The following is a 19330-nucleotide window of genomic DNA, read 5'->3' as shown; positions in this document are numbered from 1 at the left end:
CCGCGAGCGCAGCAGACGAAACTCAAGCCCAGCAGATGAAGCCCAAGCCCGGCAGACGGGGCGCAACCCGGGCAAACGAAAAGCAGACGAAAAAAAGCGCCGCTCGAAGCGGCGCTTTTCGCATCCTTTTTGCGTCCAGTTACTCAGCGCGAGCGCGCCGCATCACATATTCGGATAGTTCGGCCCACCGCCACCTTCCGGCGTAACCCACACGATGTTCTGCGTCGGGTCCTTGATGTCGCAGGTCTTGCAGTGCACGCAGTTCTGCGCGTTGATGAGCAGGCGCTCGCTACCGTCGTCGTTCTTCACGAATTCATACACAGCCGCCGGGCAGTAACGCGATTCCGGCCCAGCGTAGGTGGCCAGGTTCACGTTCACCGGCACGCTCGGGTCTTTCAGCGTCAGGTGAGCCGGCTGGTTTTCCTCGTGGTTGGTGTTCGAAATGAACACCGACGACAAACGGTCGAAGGTCAGCTTGCCGTCCGGCTTCGGATACACAATCGGCTTGCACTGCGAGGCCGGCTTCAGCATTTCGTGGTCCGAATGCTGGTGATGTAGCGTCCACGGCACATTGCCGCCCAGCACCTTCTGCTCGAGGCCCACCATCAGCGTGCCCAGGTACAGGCCCTTGCTCATCCACTGCTTGAAGTTGCGCGCACGGTACAGCTCGGTGTGCAGCCACGAGGTCTTGAACGCTTCCGGATACGCCGTGAGCTCATCCGACTGGCGGCCGGCCTGGACTGCCTCGAAGGCGGCGTCGGCGGCCAGCATGCCGGTCTTGATTGCGGCGTGCGAACCCTTGATGCGCGAAGCATTCAGGAAGCCCGCGTCGTCGCCTACCAGCGCGCCGCCCGGGAACACCAGCTTCGGCAGCGACAGCAGGCCGCCCGCCGTAATGGCCCGTGCGCCGTACGAGACGCGCTTGCCGCCTTCCAGGAACGCGCGGATCGACGGATGCGTCTTGTAGCGCTGGAATTCCTCGAACGGCGAGAGATACGGATTCGTGTAGCCCAGGCCGACCACAAAGCCGATCATCACCTGGTTGTTGTCGAGGTGGTAGAGGAACGAGCCGCCATAGGTGTCGTTCTCGAGCGGCCAGCCGGCCGTGTGGATCACCAGACCCGGCTTGTGCTTCGACGGATCGATTTCCCACAGTTCCTTGATGCCGATGCCGTAGACCTGCGGGTCGGCGCCGTCGCGCAGCTTGAACTTGTCGCTCAGCTGGCGGCCCAGATGCCCGCGCGCGCCTTCGCAGAACAGCGTGTATTTGGCGTGCAGCTCCATGCCAAGCTGGAAGTTTTCGGTCGGCTGGCCGTCCTTGCCGATGCCCAGATTGCCGGTGGCGACGCCCTTGACCGAGCCGTCGTCGTTATACAGCACTTCGGCAGCCGGAAAGCCCGGGAAAATCTCCACGCCCAGCGCTTCAGCCTGCTGGCCGAGCCAGCGCGTGACGTTGGCAAGGCTGATGACGTAGTTGCCGTGGTTCTTGAAGTTGTCGGGCAGCGCCCATGTCGGCACGCTTTTCGAGCCCGTTTCGGAGAGGAACAGGAAGCGGTCTTCGGTCACTTCAACGTCCAAAGGCGCGCCTTTCTCCTTCCAGTCGGGGATCAGTTCGTTCAGCGCGCGGGGGTCCATGACCGCGCCGGAGAGGATGTGCGCCCCGATCTCCGAGCCTTTTTCCAGTACGCAGACGCCAATGTCGACGCCTTTCTCCTGCGCCAGCTGCTTCAGGCGGATCGCCGCGGACAGGCCGGCGGGGCCGCCGCCGACGATCACCACGTCGTACTCCATCGACTCGCGCGGGCCGTACTGCTCAATGAGACTTGCGGGGGTCATTGATGCTCCTCTTACCGTTAGAATGCTTTTTTCGGGATCGTATTGTGGGCGAACGATTCCAGCGCCGCAACCCAATGAACAAAGATTAGCACGATCGTTCTATTTCTGTGATACGGTGTTGCCCCGGGATTCTCCGGGTATGCACCAGGTATTCGGCAGGTTTTCATTGACCTCCGCGGCCTCGCCGCGCCTGTAACCCAACCGAACAAGGTAACCACAATGGGCCGTTCGATCAATCTGGAAGGCAAGGTCGCGCTGATTACGGGCGCCTCGAGCGGGCTGGGCAAACGCTTCGCTCAGGTGCTGTCGCAGGCCGGGGCGAAGGTGGTGCTGGCGAGCCGCCGCACCGAGCGTCTGAAAGAGTTGCGTGCCGAAATCGAAGCGTCCGGCGGCGCGGCGCACGTCGTCTCGCTCGACGTGACCGATTACCAGAGCATCAAGGCGGCCGTGGCGCACGCCGAGACGGAAGCGGGCACGATCGATATTCTGGTGAACAATTCGGGCGTGTCGACCACGCAGAAGCTCTCGGAAGTCACGCCGGCCGATTTCGAGTATGTCTTCGATACCAATACCCGCGGCGCCTTCTTCGTCGCCCAGGAAGTCGCCAAACGCATGATCATGCGCGGCAACGGCGGCCAGAAGCCGTCCTATCGCATCATCAACATCGCCTCCGTGGCGGGCTTGCGCGTGCTGCCACAGATCGGTTTGTACTCGATGAGCAAGGCCGCCGTGGTCCACATGACGAAAGCGATGGCGCAGGAGTGGGGGCGCCATGGCATCAACGTGAATGCGATCTGCCCGGGCTATATCGACACCGAGATCAATCATCACCATTGGTCGACCGACCAGGGCCAGAAGCTCGTCTCGATGCTGCCGCGCCACCGCGTCGGTCAACCGGAGGACCTGGACGGCCTGTTGCTGCTGTTGGCCGCCGACGAATCGCAGTTCATTAACGGCGCGATCATTTCCGCCGACGACGGTTTCGGGCTTTCCTGACGCGGGATGCCCACACCTGTTTCAACCAGTAGAAGAAGTACGATGAACGAATATCACCCAGTTTTTGAGATGTCCATGCCGATTCGTTGGGGCGACATGGACGCATTTGGCCATGTGAACAACACGGTCTATTTCCGTTACATGGAGCAGGTGAGGATCTCGTGGTTCGAGCAACTCGGGATTGCCGGCGGCAATGGCGAAGGGCAGGGGCCGGTGATCGTCAACGCCTCGATGGACTTTCTCAAGCAACTCCATTACCCCGGCGACATCATTGGCCGCATGTCGGTCGGCACGCCCGGCCGAAGCAGCTTCGATACCCGCTTCGAACTGACGCGCGCCGACGATCCGTCGACCGTCTATGCACGGGGCGCGGCGCGCTGCGTGTGGATCGATTACGCGGCCGGCAAGTCGGTGACGATTCCCGACTTGCTGCGCTCGACGATCGAAAACGCGTTGCTCGTCAAGGCGGGTTGAAGCGGGCGGCCTCTTCCCGAACCGCTTTCCTGCTCGCTGTTCAGTGCTCTCTCAATGCCCGAGCAGCTTTTGCAACAACTCGGTCGCATTGCCTGTTCCGTACTTGCGCATCAGCCGCGCCCGGTAAACATCCACCGTGCGCGAGCTGATCGCGAGCACCCGGCCGATCTGCTTGCTGGTCTTGCCCGTCACGAGTTGCGCGGCGATTTCGCGCTCGCGCGGCGTCAGTTCTACCGCGACCCGGCGCGTTGCGCTCAGGTCCTCGAAAGTCCACACCCCTGCGGCATGCGGATCGGTGCGCTCGAGCGAGCGGCCCGTCACATGACACCAGAACAGTTCCCCATTGGCGCGCTTCATGATCCGGTCGTCGGCGTAGCTGCCTTGCGCGGTCATGATGGGCGGAATGCGGGCGCCGATGCGCTCGAACTCGTCCGTGGACGGATACAGCACCTGAAACGACTGGCCGAGCAGCGACTCGCGCGGGCAGCCGAAGATCGCCGCTAGCTGCTCGTTGCAGTCTTCAATGACGCGCTCGCGCGACAGCACGAGGCCGATCGGCGCGAGGTGGAAGGCGGTTTGGTAATCCAGTGCGGGCATGAAAGGTGCGAAAGCGGAGAATCACTTATGTATTTTTGCGTATTGTGCCGTATGGCCTGCGCATCGTACCCTTTCCGGCAAATCACAAGGCTGCGAAGCGCCAGGTGACGGGGCTGCCGGCTCGACTGTGCAATGTCGACGCAAGGCTCGCCGGGGATGACTAGAATGACGTTCTGGGCTCGGGCCGCGTGGCCTGCCAGCGGCGGCGCCTCTCGCGTAACAGGCATCCGCCGCGGTGAGCGAGACCCAGCTAGAGCCAACCCCGCGCCTCACCACGCATCGCACTGATCCGGCGGCCGGCGTGCCGGATTCTCGGGTTTCCATAAAGGAAGGGACACACTGATGAACAAGGTCTATCCAGACGCGGCTACCGCGCTCAAGGACATCGTCAAGGACGGGCAGACATTCGCCGTCGGCGGCTTTGGCCTGTGCGGCATTCCCGAGGCGCTGATCGCGGCGCTGCGCGACTCCGCCGTCAAAGGCATCACCTGCATCAGCAACAACGCGGGTGTCGACGGTTTCGGCCTCGGCCTGTTGCTCGAAACGCGCCAGATCAAGAAGATGATCTCGTCGTACGTGGGCGAAAACAAGGAGTTCGAGCGCCAGTACCTGGCCGGAGAACTCGAGCTCGAATTCACGCCGCAAGGCACGCTCGCCGAGAAGTTGCGTGCGGGCGGCTCGGGCATTCCCGCGTTCTTCACCAACACCGGCTACGGCACGCTGATCGCCGAGGGCAAGGAAACCCGCCAGTTCGGCGAGAACCACTACGTGCTCGAACACTCGCTGACGGCGGATGTGGCGCTCGTCAAGGCGTGGAAGGCCGACAAATCGGGCAACCTGATCTATCGCCGCACGGCGCGCAACTTCAACCCGATGTGCGCGATGGCGGGCAAGATCACTGTGGCGGAAGTCGAGGAGATCGTGGAAGTGGGCGAACTCGATCCGGACGCCATCCATACGCCGGGCATCTTCGTGCAGCGCATTGTGCTCAATGCGCATCCGGAGAAACGCATCGAACAACGCATTGTCCGCGCGAAAGGAGCGTAATCATGGCATGGACTCGTGACGAAATGGCCGCGCGCGCGGCAAAGGAACTGCAGGACGGCTTCTATGTGAACCTCGGCATCGGCTTGCCGACGCTGGTGGCGAACCACGTGCCGGCGGGCGTCGAAGTGTGGCTGCAGTCGGAAAACGGCCTGCTCGGCATCGGCCCGTCGCCGACCGAAGAGGAAGTGGACGCGGACCTGATCAACGCCGGCAAGCAGACGGTGACGACGCTGCCGGGCTCGTCGATCTTCTCGTCGGCGGACTCGTTCGCGATGATCCGCGGCGGCCACATCAACCTCGCCATCCTGGGCGCGATGCAGATCAGCAAGAAGGGCGATCTGGCGAACTGGATGATCCCGGGCAAGATGATCAAGGGCATGGGCGGCGCGATGGATCTGGTGGCAGGCGTCAAGCGCGTCGTCGTGCTGATGGAGCACGTCGCGAAGGGCGACCAGCACAAGATCCTCGAAGAATGCACGCTGCCGCTGACGGGCGTGGGGGTGGTCGATCAGATCATCACTGACCTGGGTGTGATCGAAGTGACGGCGGATGGCCTGAAGCTGACCGAACTGGCGCCGGGTGTGACGGTGGATGAGATCAAGGCCAAGACCGGCGCGCCGCTCGATGTGAGCGCTGTGAGCTGATTGGGCTGGATTGGCCAGGTTTGGCCGAATGGGCCGATTTGGTGCCGGGCTGCTGCGGTGCCAGGCACGGCGGCTTGCCGCTGAGGCAGCATCGATGCGAAGCGGGCGAGACTTGTTGAGTCTTCGCCCGCTTTGTTTTTGGGCGGCGGTTGTGCGGGCCCGGTGAGCGCGCTTTGCTTTTGCCTATGCCTATGCCTATGCCGTTCGGCTGATCCTTGGTGCGCGGCAAAGCAGTTTACAATCGTCTTCACGATGCCTGTTGTTTGATGCGCCGCGCCTTCACAAGGAAAATTTGATGACCGCCACGTCCCCCGCTTCGCATACCGCCGCCGGCGCGGCTACGCCCCGTCAACGTTTCGTGCAGTGTGCGAGCCCGGGCGGCTTGCATCGTATGGCCTATACCGAATGGGGCGACCCGGCGAATCCGCGGGTGCTGGTCTGCGTGCATGGCCTGACGCGTTCAGGGCGCGACTTCGACAGGCTGGCGGCGGCCTTTGCGGACACGTATCGTGTGATCTGCCCGGATGTGGTCGGGCGGGGGCTTTCATCCTGGCTAAACGTCCCCAGCTATTACGCGGTGCCGCAGTACGTCGCGGACATGGTCACGCTGATCGCGCGGCTCGACGTGGAGAAGGTGGACTGGTTCGGCACCTCGATGGGCGGGCTGATCGGGCTGGGGCTCGCGGGCCAGCCAGGCTCGCCGATCCAGAAGCTGCTGCTCAACGACGTCGGTCCGCACATCGAGCCTGTCGCGGTCACCCGCATCGGCGATTACCTCGGCAAACCGGTGCAGTTCGAAACCCTGCAGCAAGGCATCGATTACGCGGCGCTGCTGGCGCAATCGTTCGGTCCGCTGACGCAGGAAGAATGGCGCGAGATCAACACGCCGCTACTGCAGGAGCGCGACGGCGCATGGTATTTCCGCTACGACCCTCGCATTGCCCAGCCGTTCGCGGCCACCACGGATGAGATGGCGGCGGCTGGCGAGTTGGCCCTGTGGGGTGCGCTGAAGGCCATCCAGGGGCCGGTGCTGGTGGTGCGTGGCGCGCAGTCCGACCTGCTGTCGCATGAAACGGTCGAAAAGATGATCGCCGAGGGCAACGCGGTGTCTAGTGTGGAAATCCCCGGTGTGGGTCACGCGCCGGCGTTTCTCAGTGCCGAGCAGATCGAGATTGCCCGCCGTTTCTTTGTCTGGCCGGCTGCCGAGGCGTCATAATATGGGGTTGCGCGGCACGCTCCGTGAAGGGGCGTAATGTCAGCGTACAAGGCACCCCGGTTCAACCTTAACCAACATCAGGAATCGTTATGGCAGTCATTCGTCACCACGTCGGCAAGCGGCTCTCCGAAATCGCCGTGCACAACGGCACCGTGTACCTTGCCGGCCAGATCGCCGAGGACGCAGATCAGGACATCACCGGCCAGACGCGCGAAGTGCTTGGCCACATCGACCGTCTGCTGGCCGAAGTGAACAGCGACAAGTCGCATCTGCTCTCGGTGCAGATTTATATTTCCGACATGGTTCATTTCGCCGGCATGAATGAGGTGTGGGACCAGTGGGTTGCGCAGGGCGCCACGCCGCCGCGCGCCACCGTCGAAGCGAAGCTCGCGAACCCGAAGTGCCTGGTTGAAGTGGTCGTAGTCGCTGCACAGCGCAGTTAAGTCCGCATCAGAAAGTGTTGTTGAATCCCTGTTGATCCGTCTGGCCCGGCGGGCCGTCGCACCATGAATACCGATACCGTTACGACCGTACCCATCCCCGTCCCTTCCTTCGAAGAGGCGATGGCGTTCGTGCGGGAGCACGCGGGCGAGGTGCGGCTATCGTCGGGCGAATTGCTGGCGGATCACGCGGCCGGGACCGCGGCGATCATGCGCACGCTCAACGTCGATCCGCCGGCGGTGCTGGCGGCGGCCTTGTTTGCGCTGACGCCGCATCTGCAAGACCCGGAGCAGGTGATTGCCGATAACTTCGGCGAAGAGGTGGCGCAGCTCGTGGGCGATGTGCGCAAGCTGCTGCGTCTTGGCACCGTCAGTTTGCGGGCGGCGCAGAACGCCATTCCCGAAGCCGGGCGCGATGCCCAGGCTGCGCGGCGCGCGCAGGTCGAGGCGCTGCGCAAGATGCTGCTCGCGTTCGCGCAAGATATTCGCGTCGTGCTGATCCGCCTCGCGTCGCGGCTGCAATCCATGCGTTACTACGCGGCGGCCAAGTTGACGCCCTCGCCTGATGTAGCGCGCGAGACGCTCGATATCTATGCGCCGCTCGCGAACCGTCTGGGCATCTGGCAACTGAAATGGGAGCTCGAGGACCTCGCGCTGCGCTTCGAAGAGCCTGCCACGTACAAGCGCATCGCCAAGCTGCTCGACGAGAAGCGTGTGGAGCGGGAGACCTATGTGGCCGAAGCGATCGCGCGGCTGCAGCAGGAACTCGCCGCCGCCCACATTCGTGCAGAAGTTAGCGGCCGGCCGAAACACATCTATAGCATCTGGCGCAAGATGCACGGCAAGGAGCTCGACTTCTCCGAGCTATACGACGTGCGCGCGTTTCGCGTGATCGTGCCGGACATCAAGGATTGCTACACAGTGCTCGGCATCGTGCACAACCTGTGGCAACCGGTGCCGAAGGAATTCGACGACTACATCTCGCGGCCCAAGCCGAACGGCTACAAGTCGCTGCATACGGTAGTGATCGGCGACGACGGCCGCGCCTTCGAAGTGCAGATCCGTACCCAGGAGATGCACCAGTTCGCCGAGTACGGCGTGGCGGCTCACTGGCGCTACAAGGAAGCCGGCGCGCGAGGCTATGGCGGCCAGGTCACCGCGAGCGAGAAATACGACGAAAAGATTGCGTGGCTGCGTCAGTTGCTGGCGTGGAAGGACGACGTGTCCGAAGGCGAGCACGGTGAGAAGCGCGCGGCCCAGCCGTGGGAGCAACTGCGCCAGGCCACCTTCGACGACGACCACATCTACGTACTCACACCGCAGGCGCGCGTGATTCCGCTGCCGCAAGGCGCGACACCCGTCGACTTCGCGTATCACCTGCACAGCGAGCTGGGGCACCGTTGCCGCGGCGCACGTGTGGATGGCGCGATGGTGCCGCTCAACACGCAGTTGCAGAACGGCCAGACGGTCGAGATCGTCGCGGTGAAAGAGGGCGGCCCGTCGCGCGACTGGCTCAACCCGCAGCTCGGCTATCTGCATAGCCCGCGTGCGCGGCAGAAGGTGCGTGCGTGGTTCAACGCGGTCGAGTATCAGGAGAACATCGCCAACGGCCGGGCGATGGTCGAAAAGACCTTGCAGCGCGAAGGCAAGACCTCGGTCAATCTCGATCAGCTCGCAGCAAAGCTCGGCTTCAAGACAACCGACGATCTGTTCTCGGTGGTCGGCAAGGAAGAGTTCAGCTTGCGGCAGGTCGAGCAGGCGCTGCAGGATGCGCCGCCGCCCGAGCCCGTGGTCGAAGCGCCCGAGCAGTTCGAGAAGCGCAGTAGCGGCTCGAGCGTCGCGCATGGCGCATCGACGGGTGTGCTGGTGGTGGGCGTCGATGCCTTGCTCACGCAACTCGCGCGTTGCTGCCGTCCGGCGCCGCCCGACGGTATCAGCGGCTTCGTCACACGCGGCAAGGGCATGTCGATCCACCGCAGCGATTGCCCGACGTTTTTGCGCATGGCCGAGCGTGCGCCCGAACGCGTGCTGGAAACCGCATGGTCCGCCGATGTGATGAGCGGAAATGGGCGCTCGGTGTACCCGGTCGATCTGACGATCGACGCTACCGATCGCCAAGGCTTGTTGCGCGATATCTCCGAAGTATTCGCACGCGAGAAAATGAATGTGATCGGCGTGAAGACGCAGACGCGTCGCAATGCCGCGTTCATGCAGTTCACGGTCGAGGTGTCGAGTGCCGCGCAGATTCAGCGTGCGTGTGCGCTGCTGGGCGAAGTCACGGGGGTATTGCGGGCAGGACGCAAAATCTGAGGCCGGAGGTGACGCGCGCTGCCAGTCGCGCGTCGATAGAAGGCCAGCGGCAATTTTCAGCGTTGGTGTACAAAAGTACTTGCCAAGCGATGTGGGGCTCCATATAATCTCGTTTCTTCAGGCTCGTAGCTCAGCTGGTTAGAGCACCACCTTGACATGGTGGGGGTCGTTGGTTCGAGTCCAATCGAGCCTACCAACGAAAGAGAAATTCCGGTTTTCCGGGGTTTCGCAAGCTGCAGTAAGCGCCTTGGCGCAAAAGGCGAATACGGTTATGACACCGCGAACGTTGACCGAAACCACTTCGGAGCGACGCTAGTCGAGGACCACTTTCGCCAATGTAGTTTGCAGGAAATGTGAATGCGGCCCCTCGAAAGTGGGGCCGCATTTTTTTTGGCTCTTTTAGTTTTTTCACCTCGTTGTATGTGCCGCCGCCGGTCGGCACCACGGAGAACGCAATGGTTTCGATACGCCTGCCTGACGGTTCGGTTCGTCAATACGAGCATCCGGTGACCGTCGCCGAAGTGGCGGCCTCCATCGGCCCCGGCCTCGCGAAAGCTGCGCTTGGCGGCAAGATCGACGGTGAGCTGGTTGATACGTCCGCGCTGATCGATCACGACGTGTCGCTCGCGATCGTCACGGAAAAAGACGCTGACGGCCTCGACATCATTCGCCACTCCACGGCGCACTTGCTCGCATACGCGGTGAAAGACCTTTACCCGGAAGCGCAAGTCACGATCGGGCCGGTGATCGACAACGGTTTCTACTACGACTTCGCCTACAGCCGTCCCTTCACGCCGGAAGATCTCGAGAAGATCGAAAAGCGCATGCAGGAACTCGCGAAGAAAGACGAACCGGTTTCGCGCCGCGTGGTGTCGCGCGGCGAAGCGGTGGACTACTTCAAGAGCATCGGCGAAAAGTACAAGGCCGAGATCATCGAGTCGATTCCCTCGACTGACGACATCAAGCTGTACTCGCATGGCGGCTTCACCGATCTGTGCCGCGGCCCGCACGTGCCGTCCACCGGCAAGCTGAAGGTCTTCAAGCTGATGAAAGTCGCAGGCGCCTACTGGCGCGGCGATTCGAAGAACGAGCAGTTGCAGCGTATTTACGGTACGGCCTGGACCAGGAAAGAAGACCAGGAAGCCTATCTGCACATGCTCGAAGAAGCGGAGAAGCGCGATCACCGCAAGCTCGGCAAGCAGCTCGACCTGTTCCACATGCAGGACGAGTCGCCGGGCATGGTGTTCTGGCATCCGCGCGGCTGGACGCTGTGGCAGCAGGTCGAGCAGTACATGCGCCGCCGCGTGAACGACGCCGGCTACCTCGAAATCAAGACGCCGATGATCATGGACCGCTCGCTCTGGGAAGCGTCGGGCCACTGGCAGAACTATCGTGAAAACATGTTCACGACGGAATCGGAAAAGCGCGACTACGCGATCAAGCCGATGAACTGCCCCGGTCACGTGCAGGTGTTCAACCACGGTCTGCGTTCGTACCGCGATCTGCCGCTGCGTTATGCGGAGTTCGGCTCGTGCCACCGCAACGAATCGTCGGGCGCATTGCACGGCCTGATGCGCGTGCGCGGCTTCGTGCAGGACGATGCGCACATTTTCTGTACCGAAGACCAGTTCATCAGCGAATCGATCGCCTTCAACACGCTGGCGATGAGCGTGTACAAGGACTTCGGTTTCGATAACGTCGAGATCAAGCTGTCGCTGCGTCCTGACGCGCGTGCCGGCACCGACGAGACCTGGGATCGCGCCGAACAGGGCCTGCGCGACGCGCTGACGGCCTGCGGCGTGACGTGGGAAGAGCTGCCGGGCGAGGGCGCCTTCTACGGCCCGAAGGTGGAATACCACATCAAGGACGCGCTCGGCCGCTCGTGGCAATGCGGCACGCTGCAGCTCGATATGGTGCTGCCGGAGCGTCTGGGCGCCGAATATGTGGCGGAAGACAACAGCCGCCGCCGCCCGATCATGCTGCACCGGGCAATCGTCGGATCAATGGAGCGCTTCCTGGGTATTCTGATCGAGCACCATGCTGGTGCAATGCCGTCCTGGCTGGCGCCGATGCAGGTGGTTGTGATGAATATTGCAGAAAGTCAGGCGGGATATGCCCAGTCGCTAGCCCAATCGTTGCAAAAACAAGGGGTTAGAGTAGAGGCCGATTTGCGCAACGAGAAGATTAGCTATAAAATACGCGAGCACACGCTAGAAAAGGTGCCGTACCTCCTTGTGGTCGGCGACAAAGAGCGTGATGCCCAAACGGTAGCCGTGCGTGCCCGTGGCGGTGTTGATCTGGGTGTAATGCCCGTCAGCGCCTTCATTGAGCGTCTGCGTCAGGACGTGCAGTCGTTCAGGTAAGCCACCTGGCAGCCCGGCTCGTTTTTTTAATTTTTAGAGGAAACGTAACATCGCTACTGATAAGTCTGCGCACCGCATCAACGGTGAAATCACTGCACCCGAGGTGCGCCTGGTCGGAGTCGAGAACGAACCGCTCGGCATCGTGAAACTCGCTGATGCGTTCCGCATGTCGGAACAGCAAGATGTGGATCTGGTCGAAATCGCTCCGCAGGCGGTGCCGCCGGTTTGCCGCTTGATGGACTACGGCAAGTTCAAGTACTCGGAAGCGAAGAAGCAACACGAGGCCAAGCTCAAGCAGAAGATCGTCCAGGTCAAGGAAGTCAAGTTCCGGCCGGGTACTGATGACGGCGATTACAACGTCAAGCTGCGCAACCTGATCCGCTTCCTCGACGACGGCGACAAGACGAAAATCACGTTGCGTTTCCGTGGCCGCGAAATGGCCCACCAGGAAATTGGCATGCGCATGCTGGAACGTCTGCGCACTGACCTGGACGAAGTCGGCCAGGTCGAGCAAATGCCGAAAATGGAAGGGCGCCAGATGATCATGGTGCTCGCTCCGAAGAAAAAGAAGTAAGCAACCCAAGTGGTTGTCAGGCAGCGCGCCGCGAGGCGCGCGCCATCGTTGTGAAAAGATTGAGTCGTACTTCGCCGCCTGCGTGTGCATGCGTGGCGAAGACAAGCAGGTTTCGGAGCAGCGTCTATGCAAATGGACGTCGTTTCTGAAAAGCGGCGGCCAGCAACACCGGCCGGCTGCATACCAAGTGGAGTGGGTTTCGAAGGGCGGGTAATGGCCATCTGGCCGACCGCACACCCATATCCATCAAATAATGGAGTTGTCATGCCGAAGATGAAGACCAAGAAGAGTGCTGCAAAGCGCTTCGTGGTGCGTCCGGGCGGTACCGTCAAGCGCGGTCAGGCCTTCAAGCGCCACATTCTTACCAAGAAGACCACCAAGAACAAACGCCATCTGCGCGGTTCCACGTCAGTTCATGAGTCAGATATGAACTCCGTGCGCGCAATGCTGCCGTTCGCTTAACCCTTAACTAAAACTCACAGGAGCTAACTATGCCTAGAGTCAAACGTGGGGTTACCGCACGGGCCCGTCACAAGAAGATCATCAAGCTGGCCAAGGGTTACCGCGGCCGTCGCAATAACGTCTATCGCATCGCCAAGCAGGCGGTCATGCGCGCAGGCCAATACGCCTACCGCGATCGCCGCAACAAGAAGCGTGTGTTCCGTGCATTGTGGATCACGCGTATCAACGCGGCGGTGCGTCAGCACGACATGACGTACAGCGTGTTCATCAACGGCCTGAAGAAGGCTTCGATCGAACTCGACCGCAAGGTGCTGGCCGACATGGCTGTGTTCGACAAGGCTGCTTTTGCTGCGATCGTTCAGCAGGTGAAAGCCGCCGTTGCAGCCTGATTGCGCTTTGGGCAATTAAACTGCGTGGTTCGTTGCAGCGAAGATCCGGTAGTCTCGGGGACGCTGCAACAAAAACGGGGCTCCTCACCGAGCCCCTTTTTTGTTGGTCGAGCCAGTTTTGCATCGATTGAACACTGACGTTGAAATGATGGGATCAATGGATCTGGACCAGATTGTCGCTGACGCGCAAAAAGCCTTCGCAGAAGCCTCCGACGTCACCACCCTCGAGAACGAGAAAGCCCGCTTTCTCGGCAAATCGGGTGCGCTGACCGAGCTATTGAAGGGCCTTGGCAAACTCGATCCCGAGACGCGCAAGACCGAAGGCGCGCGGATCAACGTCGCCAAGCAGCAGGTGGAAGCCGCCCTGACGGCCCGCCGCCAGGCGCTTGCCGACGCGCTCTTGAACCAGCGCCTCGCCGCTGAAGCCATTGACGTCACGTTGCCCGGCCGCGGCCTGGGTGCAGGCAGCCTGCATCCGGTCATGCGCACGTGGGAACGCGTCGAACAGATTTTCCGTACGATCGGATTCGACGTGGCCGACGGCCCCGAAATCGAAACCGACTGGTACAACTTCACTGCGTTGAACAGCCCGGAAAACCATCCGGCGCGTTCGATGCAAGACACCTTCTATGTAGACGGCAAGGACGCCGACGGCCGCCAGTTGCTGCTGCGCACGCATACGAGCCCGATGCAGGTGCGCTATGCGCGCACCAACACGCCGCCGATCAAGGTGATCGTGCCCGGCCGCACCTACCGTGTGGATAGCGACGCGACTCACTCGCCGATGTTCAATCAGGTCGAAGGCCTGTGGATCGACGAGAACATCAGCTTCGCCGACCTGAAGGGCGTTTATACCGACTTCCTCAAAAAATTCTTCGAGCGCGATGACATTCTCGTGCGCTTCCGTCCGTCGTACTTTCCGTTCACCGAACCGTCGGCCGAAATCGACATGCTGTTCGAAACGGGCAAGAACGCCGGCAAGTGGCTCGAAATCTCGGGGTCCGGCCAGGTTCACCCCACGGTGATCCGCAATATGGGCCTCGACCCGGAGCGCTACATCGGTTTCGCCTTCGGCAGCGGCCTCGAGCGGTTGGCGATGCTGCGCTACGGCGTGCAGGACCTGCGTCTTTTCTTTGAAAACGACCTGCGTTTCCTGCGGCAATTCGCCTGACGCGGCAAGCCGCAACTGAGCTAGCAACAACGCGCAACGAGGGCGGCCGCGCACGCTGCCAGATGTAGAGGCAGGCAGATACGCGCCGCAAGCAGTGCCACCGGCAGGGCGCCTGGTTACCCAAGGGGTAGCAGAAGAGGTCCCGGCCGGACGTGGACTAACCTGATCAGAACGTACACAGAACCATGCAATTCCCGGAATCCTGGCTAAGAAGCTTTGTCGACCCGCAGATGACGACGGACGAGCTGTCGCACGCGCTGACGATGGCCGGCCTCGAAGTCGAAGGCCTGCGGCCCGCCGCGCCGGCGACCAAGAAGATCGTGGTCGGCCGGGTTCTCGAGGTCGTCAAGCACCCGGACGCGGACAAGCTCAACGTCTGTCAGGTCGACGCCGGCACGGGCGCGACGCTAAACATCGTGTGCGGTGCGCCGAACGTGGCGCCGGGCATCAAGGTGCCGGTCGCGCTGGTCGGTGCGGAACTGCCGCCGGCCGAAGAGGGTGGTGCGCCGTTTGCGATCAAGCTCTCGAAGCTGCGCGGCGTGGAAAGCCAGGGCATGCTGTGCTCGGCCCGCGAACTGAAGCTCTCGGAAGATCATAGCGGCCTGATGATCCTGCCGGAAGATACGCCGATTGGCCAGGACATCCGCGAGACGCTCAACCTCGACGACACCGTCTTCGAAATCAAGCTGACGCCGAACAAGGCGGACTGCCTGTCGGTGTTCGGTGTGGCGCGCGAAACCTCGGCCATTACCGGTGCACCGCTGCGCGCGCTCGAGATCAAGCCGGCCACTGTCAAGTTGAACGAAACGTTGCCGGTCAAGATCTCCGCGCCGGACCTGTGCGGCCGTTTCTCGGGCCGTGTGATCCGCGGCGTGAATGCGCGCGCGAAGTCGCCGCAGTGGATGGTTGAGCGTCTTGAGCGCTCGGGCCAGCGCAGCATTTCCGCTCTGGTCGACATCTCCAACTACGTGATGCTCGAACTGGGCCGTCCGTCGCACGTGTTCGATCTGGACAAGATCCACGGCAGCATGGATGTGCGCTGGGGCCGCAAGGGCGAGACGCTCAAGCTGCTGAACGGCAACACGGTCGAACTCGACGAAACCGTTGGTGTGATCGCAGACGACCAGCACATCGAAAGTCTCGCGGGCATCATGGGCGGCGATAGCACGGCCGTGACGCTGGATACGACCAACATCTATCTGGAAGCCGCATTCTGGTGGCCGGATAGCATTCGTGGCCGCTCGCGCAAGTACAACTTCTCGACCGATGCGGGCCATCGTTTCGAGCGCGGCGTCGACTATGCGACGACCGTCGAGCATATCGAGCGCATCACGCAGCTGATCCTCGATATCTGCGGTGGCGAGGCTGGTCCGGTGGACGACCAGATCGTCAACGTGCCGCAGCGTGCGCCGGTCAAGATGCGGGTGGCGCGTGCCAACCGCATCATCGGCATTACGATCGGCGCGGAAGAGATCGCGCAGATTTTCACGCGCCTCGGTCTCACGTTCGAACGCGAAGGCGAAGGTGACAACGAAGCGGTGTTCTCCGTGACGCCGCCGTCGTACCGCTTCGACATCGAAATCGAAGAAGACCTGATCGAAGAAGTCGCGCGTATCTACGGCTTCGAAAAAATCCCGGCGCGCCCGCCGGTCGCGAAGAGCGAAATGCGTGCGACCAACGAAACGCAGCGCACCATCCACGACATCCGTCATGCGCTTGCCGCGCGCGACTATGCCGAGACGGTGAACTTCAGCTTCGTCGACGCACAATGGGAACAGGATTTCGCCGGCAACGACAAGCCGGTGCGCCTTTTGAACCCGATCGCGAGCCAGCTTTCGGTCATGCGCACGACGCTGTTCGGCAGCCTGATCGAAGTGCTGCGCACGAACCTGAGCCGTCGCGCGGCGGACCGCGTGCGCGTATTCGAGGTGGGCCGTGTGTTCTTGCAGGATGCCGCGATCAAGGCCGGTGAACTGCAGGTCGAAGGCTTCGCGCAGCCGAAGATGTTCGGCGCGCTCGCGTACGGTTCGGCACAGGAAGAACAATGGGGCGCCGCAACGCGTCTCGTCGACTACTTCGACGTCAAGGGCGATCTGGAAGCGTTGCTTGCGCCGGCAGTGGCGAGCTTCGTGAAAGCGGACCATCCGGCGCTGCATCCGGGACGCAGTGCGCGCATTGAATTGAATGGCCGAGCAGTGGGTTGGATTGGCGAATTGCATCCGCGCTGGATGCAAAAATATGATTTGCCGCATGCGCCGATTCTGTTTGAAATCGAAGCGGAAGCATTAATTCAGCGAGCATTGCCGGTTCCGTCGGAAGTATCGAAGTTTCCGCCGGCGCGTCGTGATATCGCGGTGGTCGTCGATCAAAAAGTCGAGGTCCAGGCACTGCTGGACGAGATGCAAAAGGCGCTTTCCGAGGACGCCTGCAAGACCGTCAGAAGGGTTGCGCTTTTCGACGAATTCCGTCCAAAATCAAATACTTCCGGTGGGTTGGCAGCTCACGAGAAAAGCCTTGCGTTCCGTGTGACCTTGCAAGATACTGGCGGAACCCTTCAGGACGAGACGGTCGATCTGGCCATTCAAACCCTGGTGGATCGTCTGGCTCGAGTATATGGCGCACGGTTGCGCGGATAACCCGCGGATACTCTTTAAGCGGCAGTTTTCGCATTCTCCGGTTTCTGGTTGGCGCGCCATTTGATAGATATGAATGAAATGAACTCGAGTGATTTCGAAGCCCTTCTTACGGCGCAACGTAGCGCCATGATTCGCGATATTCCGACATCACCCGCTAACACTTCGGCGGAAACGCCCACGCTGACCAAGGCTGAGCTTGCCGAGTTGCTGTTCGACAATGTCGGGCTCAACAAGCGGGAAGCGAAGGACATGGTCGAGGCGTTCTTCGAGGTGATTCGTGATGCGCTGGAGAGCGGAGACAGCGTAAAGCTGTCGGGCTTCGGCAACTTTCAGTTGCGCGACAAGCCCCAGCGTCCCGGCCGCAATCCGAAGACCGGCGAGGCGATTCCGATTGCGGCTCGCCGCGTCGTGACGTTCCATGCAAGTCAAAAGCTGAAAGCGCTGGTTGAAACAGGCGCTGAGGCAAGCTTCGCGCGCTGATCGACTGGCGCGTTCCTGCGCAACCCACCACGACGGCTAACTGACGATGACAGCGACGATCGAAAAAGTCGTCTTGCCTCCGATTCCGGCGAAGCGCTACTTCACCATTGGTGAAGTGAGCGAACTGTGCGGTGTGAAGCCGCATGTGTTGCGGTATTGGGAGCAGGAGTTCACGCAGTTGAGGCCGGTGAAGCGGCGCGGCAATCGGCGTTATTACCAGCATCATGAGGTGCTGTTGATCCGGCGGATTCGCGAGCTGCTCTATGAGCAGGGCTTCACGATCAACGGTGCGCGCAACCGGCTCGACTCGCATGGTGCGGTGCAGGGTGGTCCTGCGGATGATCTGCAGGAGGAGGGGGAGGTGGTCGAAGCGCCGTCTCCCACCACTGCGACGGTGGATGTCGATCAGTTGCGCAAGGAACTGCTGCACGTGATCGATCTGTTGAGCCGGTCGTAGCAGCAGTCTTCCGCGCTTGAACCGCATTCCCCTGTTTTGTTGGTGACTGGCGGTTCTAATCGATTGAAGTGTCTGTTATAATTTTTAGCTGTTCGGGGCGTAGCGCAGCCTGGTAGCGTACCTGCATGGGGTGCAGGTGGTCGGAGGTTCAAATCCTCTCGCCCCGACCAAAGATCAAAACCCGCACGCCGCAAGGCGGTGCGGGTTTTTCGTTTTTGTCTCCGCTGTTATTTCGCCGTGAGACGCTAGCTCAAAGGTCCAGCACCAGCAGTGGCGTAATGGCGCGCGAACAGCAAGGCAGGAACTGGTCGTTGGCGGCGCGCTCCTCGTCGCTCAGGTACAGGTCGCGATGGTCCGGCTCACCTGACAGCACGCGCGTCAGACAGGTGCCGCACACACCTTGCTCGCATGAGACCGGAACCTCAACCCCACACTTGCGCAGTGCTTCGATGACCGTGACGCCGGGTGGCACATCGACCACATTTCCCGAACCGGCTAGTTTGACCTGGAACGCACCGTCCGCGCCCGCCGCCTGAGGCGTGGCTCCGAAGTATTCGCGGTGGACGTTGGCGGCGGGCCAACCTGCTTTCGAAGCCGTCGCCAGTACGGCCTCAATGAAGCCTGCCGGACCGCATACGTAGACATGAGTGCTTGTTGCAGGCCGCCCGAGGACGCTTGGCAGGTTGATCCGGTCGCTGGGTGCAGCCGTGTCGAAATAGAGCCGTGTGCGCGTCTCGAGATCCGCCGCGGCGAAGCGTTCGCGGAAGGCTGCGCGCTCAAGTTCGCGCGTGCAGTAATGGAGTTCGAACGATTGGCCCTTGTGGATCAACTGTTCCGCCATGCACAGGATGGGGGTAATGCCGATACCGCCCGCCAGCAAGATGGAATGCGTCGCACCTTCCACGAGCGGAAAGTGATTCTTCGGTGTACTTATCTCTAGCGTCGAACCACAAGCAAGTTCATGCATGGCGATCGAGCCGCCGCGCGATTGCGGATCGCGCAACACGCCGATACGGTACAGGTTCGTTTCAGATGGGCTGTTGCACAGCGAATATTGCCTCACATGACCGTCGACGTGCACGTCGATATGCGCGCCCGCCGAAAAGGGCGGTAGCGCGCCGCCGTCAGGCAACGCCAGTTCGAACATGCAGATATCGGTGGCAACGGGGAGCTTGCGGGTAATGAGGGCTTTCATGGATGCGTTCATTGACAAGGCGGGCGGCATGCCTGCATCCGGG

At 61.5% G+C, this 19330-nt stretch carries 18 protein-coding genes and 2 tRNA genes; 17 read left to right on the top strand and 3 right to left on the bottom strand.

The window, feature by feature from the left end; genetic code table 11:
* Window positions 1-162: 162 nt before the first annotated feature.
* On the bottom strand, window positions 163-1836 hold the full coding sequence (locus tag BLQ92_RS10590; RefSeq protein WP_090684145.1) for an electron transfer flavoprotein-ubiquinone oxidoreductase: 1674 nt from the start codon (window positions 1834-1836) through the stop codon (window positions 163-165).
* 219 nt (window positions 1837-2055) lie between these two features.
* On the opposite strand from BLQ92_RS10590, the gene BLQ92_RS10585 reads away from it, so the two are divergent.
* Window positions 2056-2832, top strand: a complete 777-nt coding sequence (locus tag BLQ92_RS10585; protein ID WP_090684143.1) for an SDR family oxidoreductase — start codon at window positions 2056-2058, stop codon at window positions 2830-2832.
* Window positions 2833-2874: 42 nt separating this feature from the next.
* Entirely contained in the window at window positions 2875-3306 is a 432-nt protein-coding gene (locus tag BLQ92_RS10580) for an acyl-CoA thioesterase (RefSeq protein WP_090684141.1), read from the top strand.
* A gap of 51 nt (window positions 3307-3357) precedes the next feature.
* Here the strand turns inward: BLQ92_RS10580 and BLQ92_RS10575 are convergent, their stop codons facing one another.
* Entirely contained in the window at window positions 3358-3903 is a 546-nt protein-coding gene (locus tag BLQ92_RS10575; protein ID WP_090684139.1) for a PAS and helix-turn-helix domain-containing protein, read from the bottom strand.
* A 342-nt stretch (window positions 3904-4245) separates the two neighbouring features.
* Between BLQ92_RS10575 and BLQ92_RS10570 the strand changes: the two genes are divergently transcribed.
* The 15 genes from BLQ92_RS10570 to BLQ92_RS10495 all read left to right on the top strand — a co-directional run bounded on the left by BLQ92_RS10570 (window position 4246) and on the right by BLQ92_RS10495 (window position 18262).
* The gene (locus tag BLQ92_RS10570; protein WP_090684137.1) at window positions 4246-4950 is read left to right on the top strand and encodes a CoA transferase subunit A; all 705 of its coding nucleotides are present in this window, start codon (window positions 4246-4248) and stop codon (window positions 4948-4950) included.
* A 2-nt stretch (window positions 4951-4952) separates the two neighbouring features.
* Window positions 4953-5594 carry a CoA transferase subunit B gene (locus BLQ92_RS10565; RefSeq protein WP_090684135.1) on the top strand — a complete coding sequence of 214 codons (642 nt, stop codon included), beginning with the start codon at window positions 4953-4955 and terminating at the stop codon, window positions 5592-5594.
* Window positions 5595-5889: 295 nt separating this feature from the next.
* Window positions 5890-6810 carry an alpha/beta fold hydrolase gene (locus BLQ92_RS10560; RefSeq protein WP_090684133.1) on the top strand — a complete coding sequence of 307 codons (921 nt, stop codon included), beginning with the start codon at window positions 5890-5892 and terminating at the stop codon, window positions 6808-6810.
* A gap of 89 nt (window positions 6811-6899) precedes the next feature.
* Window positions 6900-7253, top strand: a complete 354-nt coding sequence (locus BLQ92_RS10555) for a RidA family protein (protein WP_090684131.1) — start codon at window positions 6900-6902, stop codon at window positions 7251-7253.
* Between the two features lie 63 nt (window positions 7254-7316).
* Complete coding sequence (locus BLQ92_RS10550) at window positions 7317-9560, top strand: RelA/SpoT family protein (protein ID WP_090684129.1); 2244 nt, start codon at window positions 7317-7319, stop codon at window positions 9558-9560.
* Between the two features lie 119 nt (window positions 9561-9679).
* Window positions 9680-9756, top strand: a tRNA-Val gene (locus BLQ92_RS10545).
* Window positions 9757-10015: 259 nt separating this feature from the next.
* Window positions 10016-11923 carry a threonine--tRNA ligase gene (gene thrS / locus BLQ92_RS10535; protein WP_090684127.1) on the top strand — a complete coding sequence of 636 codons (1908 nt, stop codon included), beginning with the start codon at window positions 10016-10018 and terminating at the stop codon, window positions 11921-11923.
* Window positions 11924-11972: 49 nt separating this feature from the next.
* Window positions 11973-12497 (top strand): translation initiation factor IF-3, encoded by a 525-nt coding sequence (gene infC, locus BLQ92_RS10530; protein ID WP_074263967.1) that lies wholly within the window; start codon window positions 11973-11975, stop codon window positions 12495-12497.
* A gap of 264 nt (window positions 12498-12761) precedes the next feature.
* Window positions 12762-12959: a 50S ribosomal protein L35 gene (gene rpmI, locus BLQ92_RS10525; protein ID WP_074282768.1), complete on the top strand. Its 198-nt coding sequence runs from the start codon at window positions 12762-12764 to the stop codon at window positions 12957-12959.
* A gap of 29 nt (window positions 12960-12988) precedes the next feature.
* A complete protein-coding gene (rplT, locus tag BLQ92_RS10520; RefSeq protein WP_006052502.1) occupies window positions 12989-13348 on the top strand; it encodes a 50S ribosomal protein L20 in 360 nt (119 codons plus the stop codon).
* Window positions 13349-13505: 157 nt separating this feature from the next.
* Window positions 13506-14519: a phenylalanine--tRNA ligase subunit alpha gene (pheS, locus tag BLQ92_RS10515; RefSeq protein WP_175773095.1), complete on the top strand. Its 1014-nt coding sequence runs from the start codon at window positions 13506-13508 to the stop codon at window positions 14517-14519.
* A 185-nt stretch (window positions 14520-14704) separates the two neighbouring features.
* Window positions 14705-17155 carry a phenylalanine--tRNA ligase subunit beta gene (gene pheT / locus BLQ92_RS10510; protein WP_090684125.1) on the top strand — a complete coding sequence of 817 codons (2451 nt, stop codon included), beginning with the start codon at window positions 14705-14707 and terminating at the stop codon, window positions 17153-17155.
* 69 nt (window positions 17156-17224) lie between these two features.
* Complete coding sequence (locus BLQ92_RS10505; RefSeq protein WP_074263971.1) at window positions 17225-17635, top strand: integration host factor subunit alpha; 411 nt, start codon at window positions 17225-17227, stop codon at window positions 17633-17635.
* A 46-nt stretch (window positions 17636-17681) separates the two neighbouring features.
* Window positions 17682-18092, top strand: coding sequence for a MerR family transcriptional regulator (locus tag BLQ92_RS10500; RefSeq protein ID WP_090684123.1), 411 nt, complete (start codon window positions 17682-17684; stop codon window positions 18090-18092).
* A gap of 93 nt (window positions 18093-18185) precedes the next feature.
* Window positions 18186-18262, top strand: a tRNA-Pro gene (locus tag BLQ92_RS10495).
* 80 nt (window positions 18263-18342) lie between these two features.
* Here BLQ92_RS10495 and BLQ92_RS10490 read toward each other — a convergent pair.
* Window positions 18343-19287 carry a PDR/VanB family oxidoreductase gene (locus tag BLQ92_RS10490; RefSeq protein WP_090684121.1) on the bottom strand — a complete coding sequence of 315 codons (945 nt, stop codon included), beginning with the start codon at window positions 19285-19287 and terminating at the stop codon, window positions 18343-18345.
* Window positions 19288-19330: the final 43 nt, after the last annotated feature.

The organism is Paraburkholderia phenazinium (genome assembly GCF_900100735.1).
GTDB lineage: Bacteria > Pseudomonadota > Gammaproteobacteria > Burkholderiales > Burkholderiaceae > Paraburkholderia > Paraburkholderia phenazinia.
Note: the sequence above shows the minus strand (reverse complement) of the source record. Positions and strands in the feature narration are given on the sequence as shown.

Coding starts and splice junctions, on each gene's coding strand:
- BLQ92_RS10590 (WP_090684145.1), bottom strand. CDS start 1,836: ATGACCCCCGCAAGTCTCATTGAGCAGTACGGCCCGCGCGAGTCGATG.
- BLQ92_RS10585 (WP_090684143.1), top strand. CDS start 2,056: ATGGGCCGTTCGATCAATCTGGAAGGCAAGGTCGCGCTGATTACGGGC.
- BLQ92_RS10580 (WP_090684141.1), top strand. CDS start 2,875: ATGAACGAATATCACCCAGTTTTTGAGATGTCCATGCCGATTCGTTGG.
- BLQ92_RS10575 (WP_090684139.1), bottom strand. CDS start 3,903: ATGCCCGCACTGGATTACCAAACCGCCTTCCACCTCGCGCCGATCGGC.
- BLQ92_RS10570 (WP_090684137.1), top strand. CDS start 4,246: ATGAACAAGGTCTATCCAGACGCGGCTACCGCGCTCAAGGACATCGTC.
- BLQ92_RS10565 (WP_090684135.1), top strand. CDS start 4,953: ATGGCATGGACTCGTGACGAAATGGCCGCGCGCGCGGCAAAGGAACTG.
- BLQ92_RS10560 (WP_090684133.1), top strand. CDS start 5,890: ATGACCGCCACGTCCCCCGCTTCGCATACCGCCGCCGGCGCGGCTACG.
- BLQ92_RS10555 (WP_090684131.1), top strand. CDS start 6,900: ATGGCAGTCATTCGTCACCACGTCGGCAAGCGGCTCTCCGAAATCGCC.
- BLQ92_RS10550 (WP_090684129.1), top strand. CDS start 7,317: ATGAATACCGATACCGTTACGACCGTACCCATCCCCGTCCCTTCCTTC.
- thrS (WP_090684127.1), top strand. CDS start 10,016: ATGGTTTCGATACGCCTGCCTGACGGTTCGGTTCGTCAATACGAGCAT.
- rpmI (WP_074282768.1), top strand. CDS start 12,762: ATGCCGAAGATGAAGACCAAGAAGAGTGCTGCAAAGCGCTTCGTGGTG.
- rplT (WP_006052502.1), top strand. CDS start 12,989: ATGCCTAGAGTCAAACGTGGGGTTACCGCACGGGCCCGTCACAAGAAG.
- pheS (WP_175773095.1), top strand. CDS start 13,506: ATGGATCTGGACCAGATTGTCGCTGACGCGCAAAAAGCCTTCGCAGAA.
- pheT (WP_090684125.1), top strand. CDS start 14,705: ATGCAATTCCCGGAATCCTGGCTAAGAAGCTTTGTCGACCCGCAGATG.
- BLQ92_RS10505 (WP_074263971.1), top strand. CDS start 17,225: ATGAATGAAATGAACTCGAGTGATTTCGAAGCCCTTCTTACGGCGCAA.
- BLQ92_RS10500 (WP_090684123.1), top strand. CDS start 17,682: ATGACAGCGACGATCGAAAAAGTCGTCTTGCCTCCGATTCCGGCGAAG.
- BLQ92_RS10490 (WP_090684121.1), bottom strand. CDS start 19,287: ATGAAAGCCCTCATTACCCGCAAGCTCCCCGTTGCCACCGATATCTGC.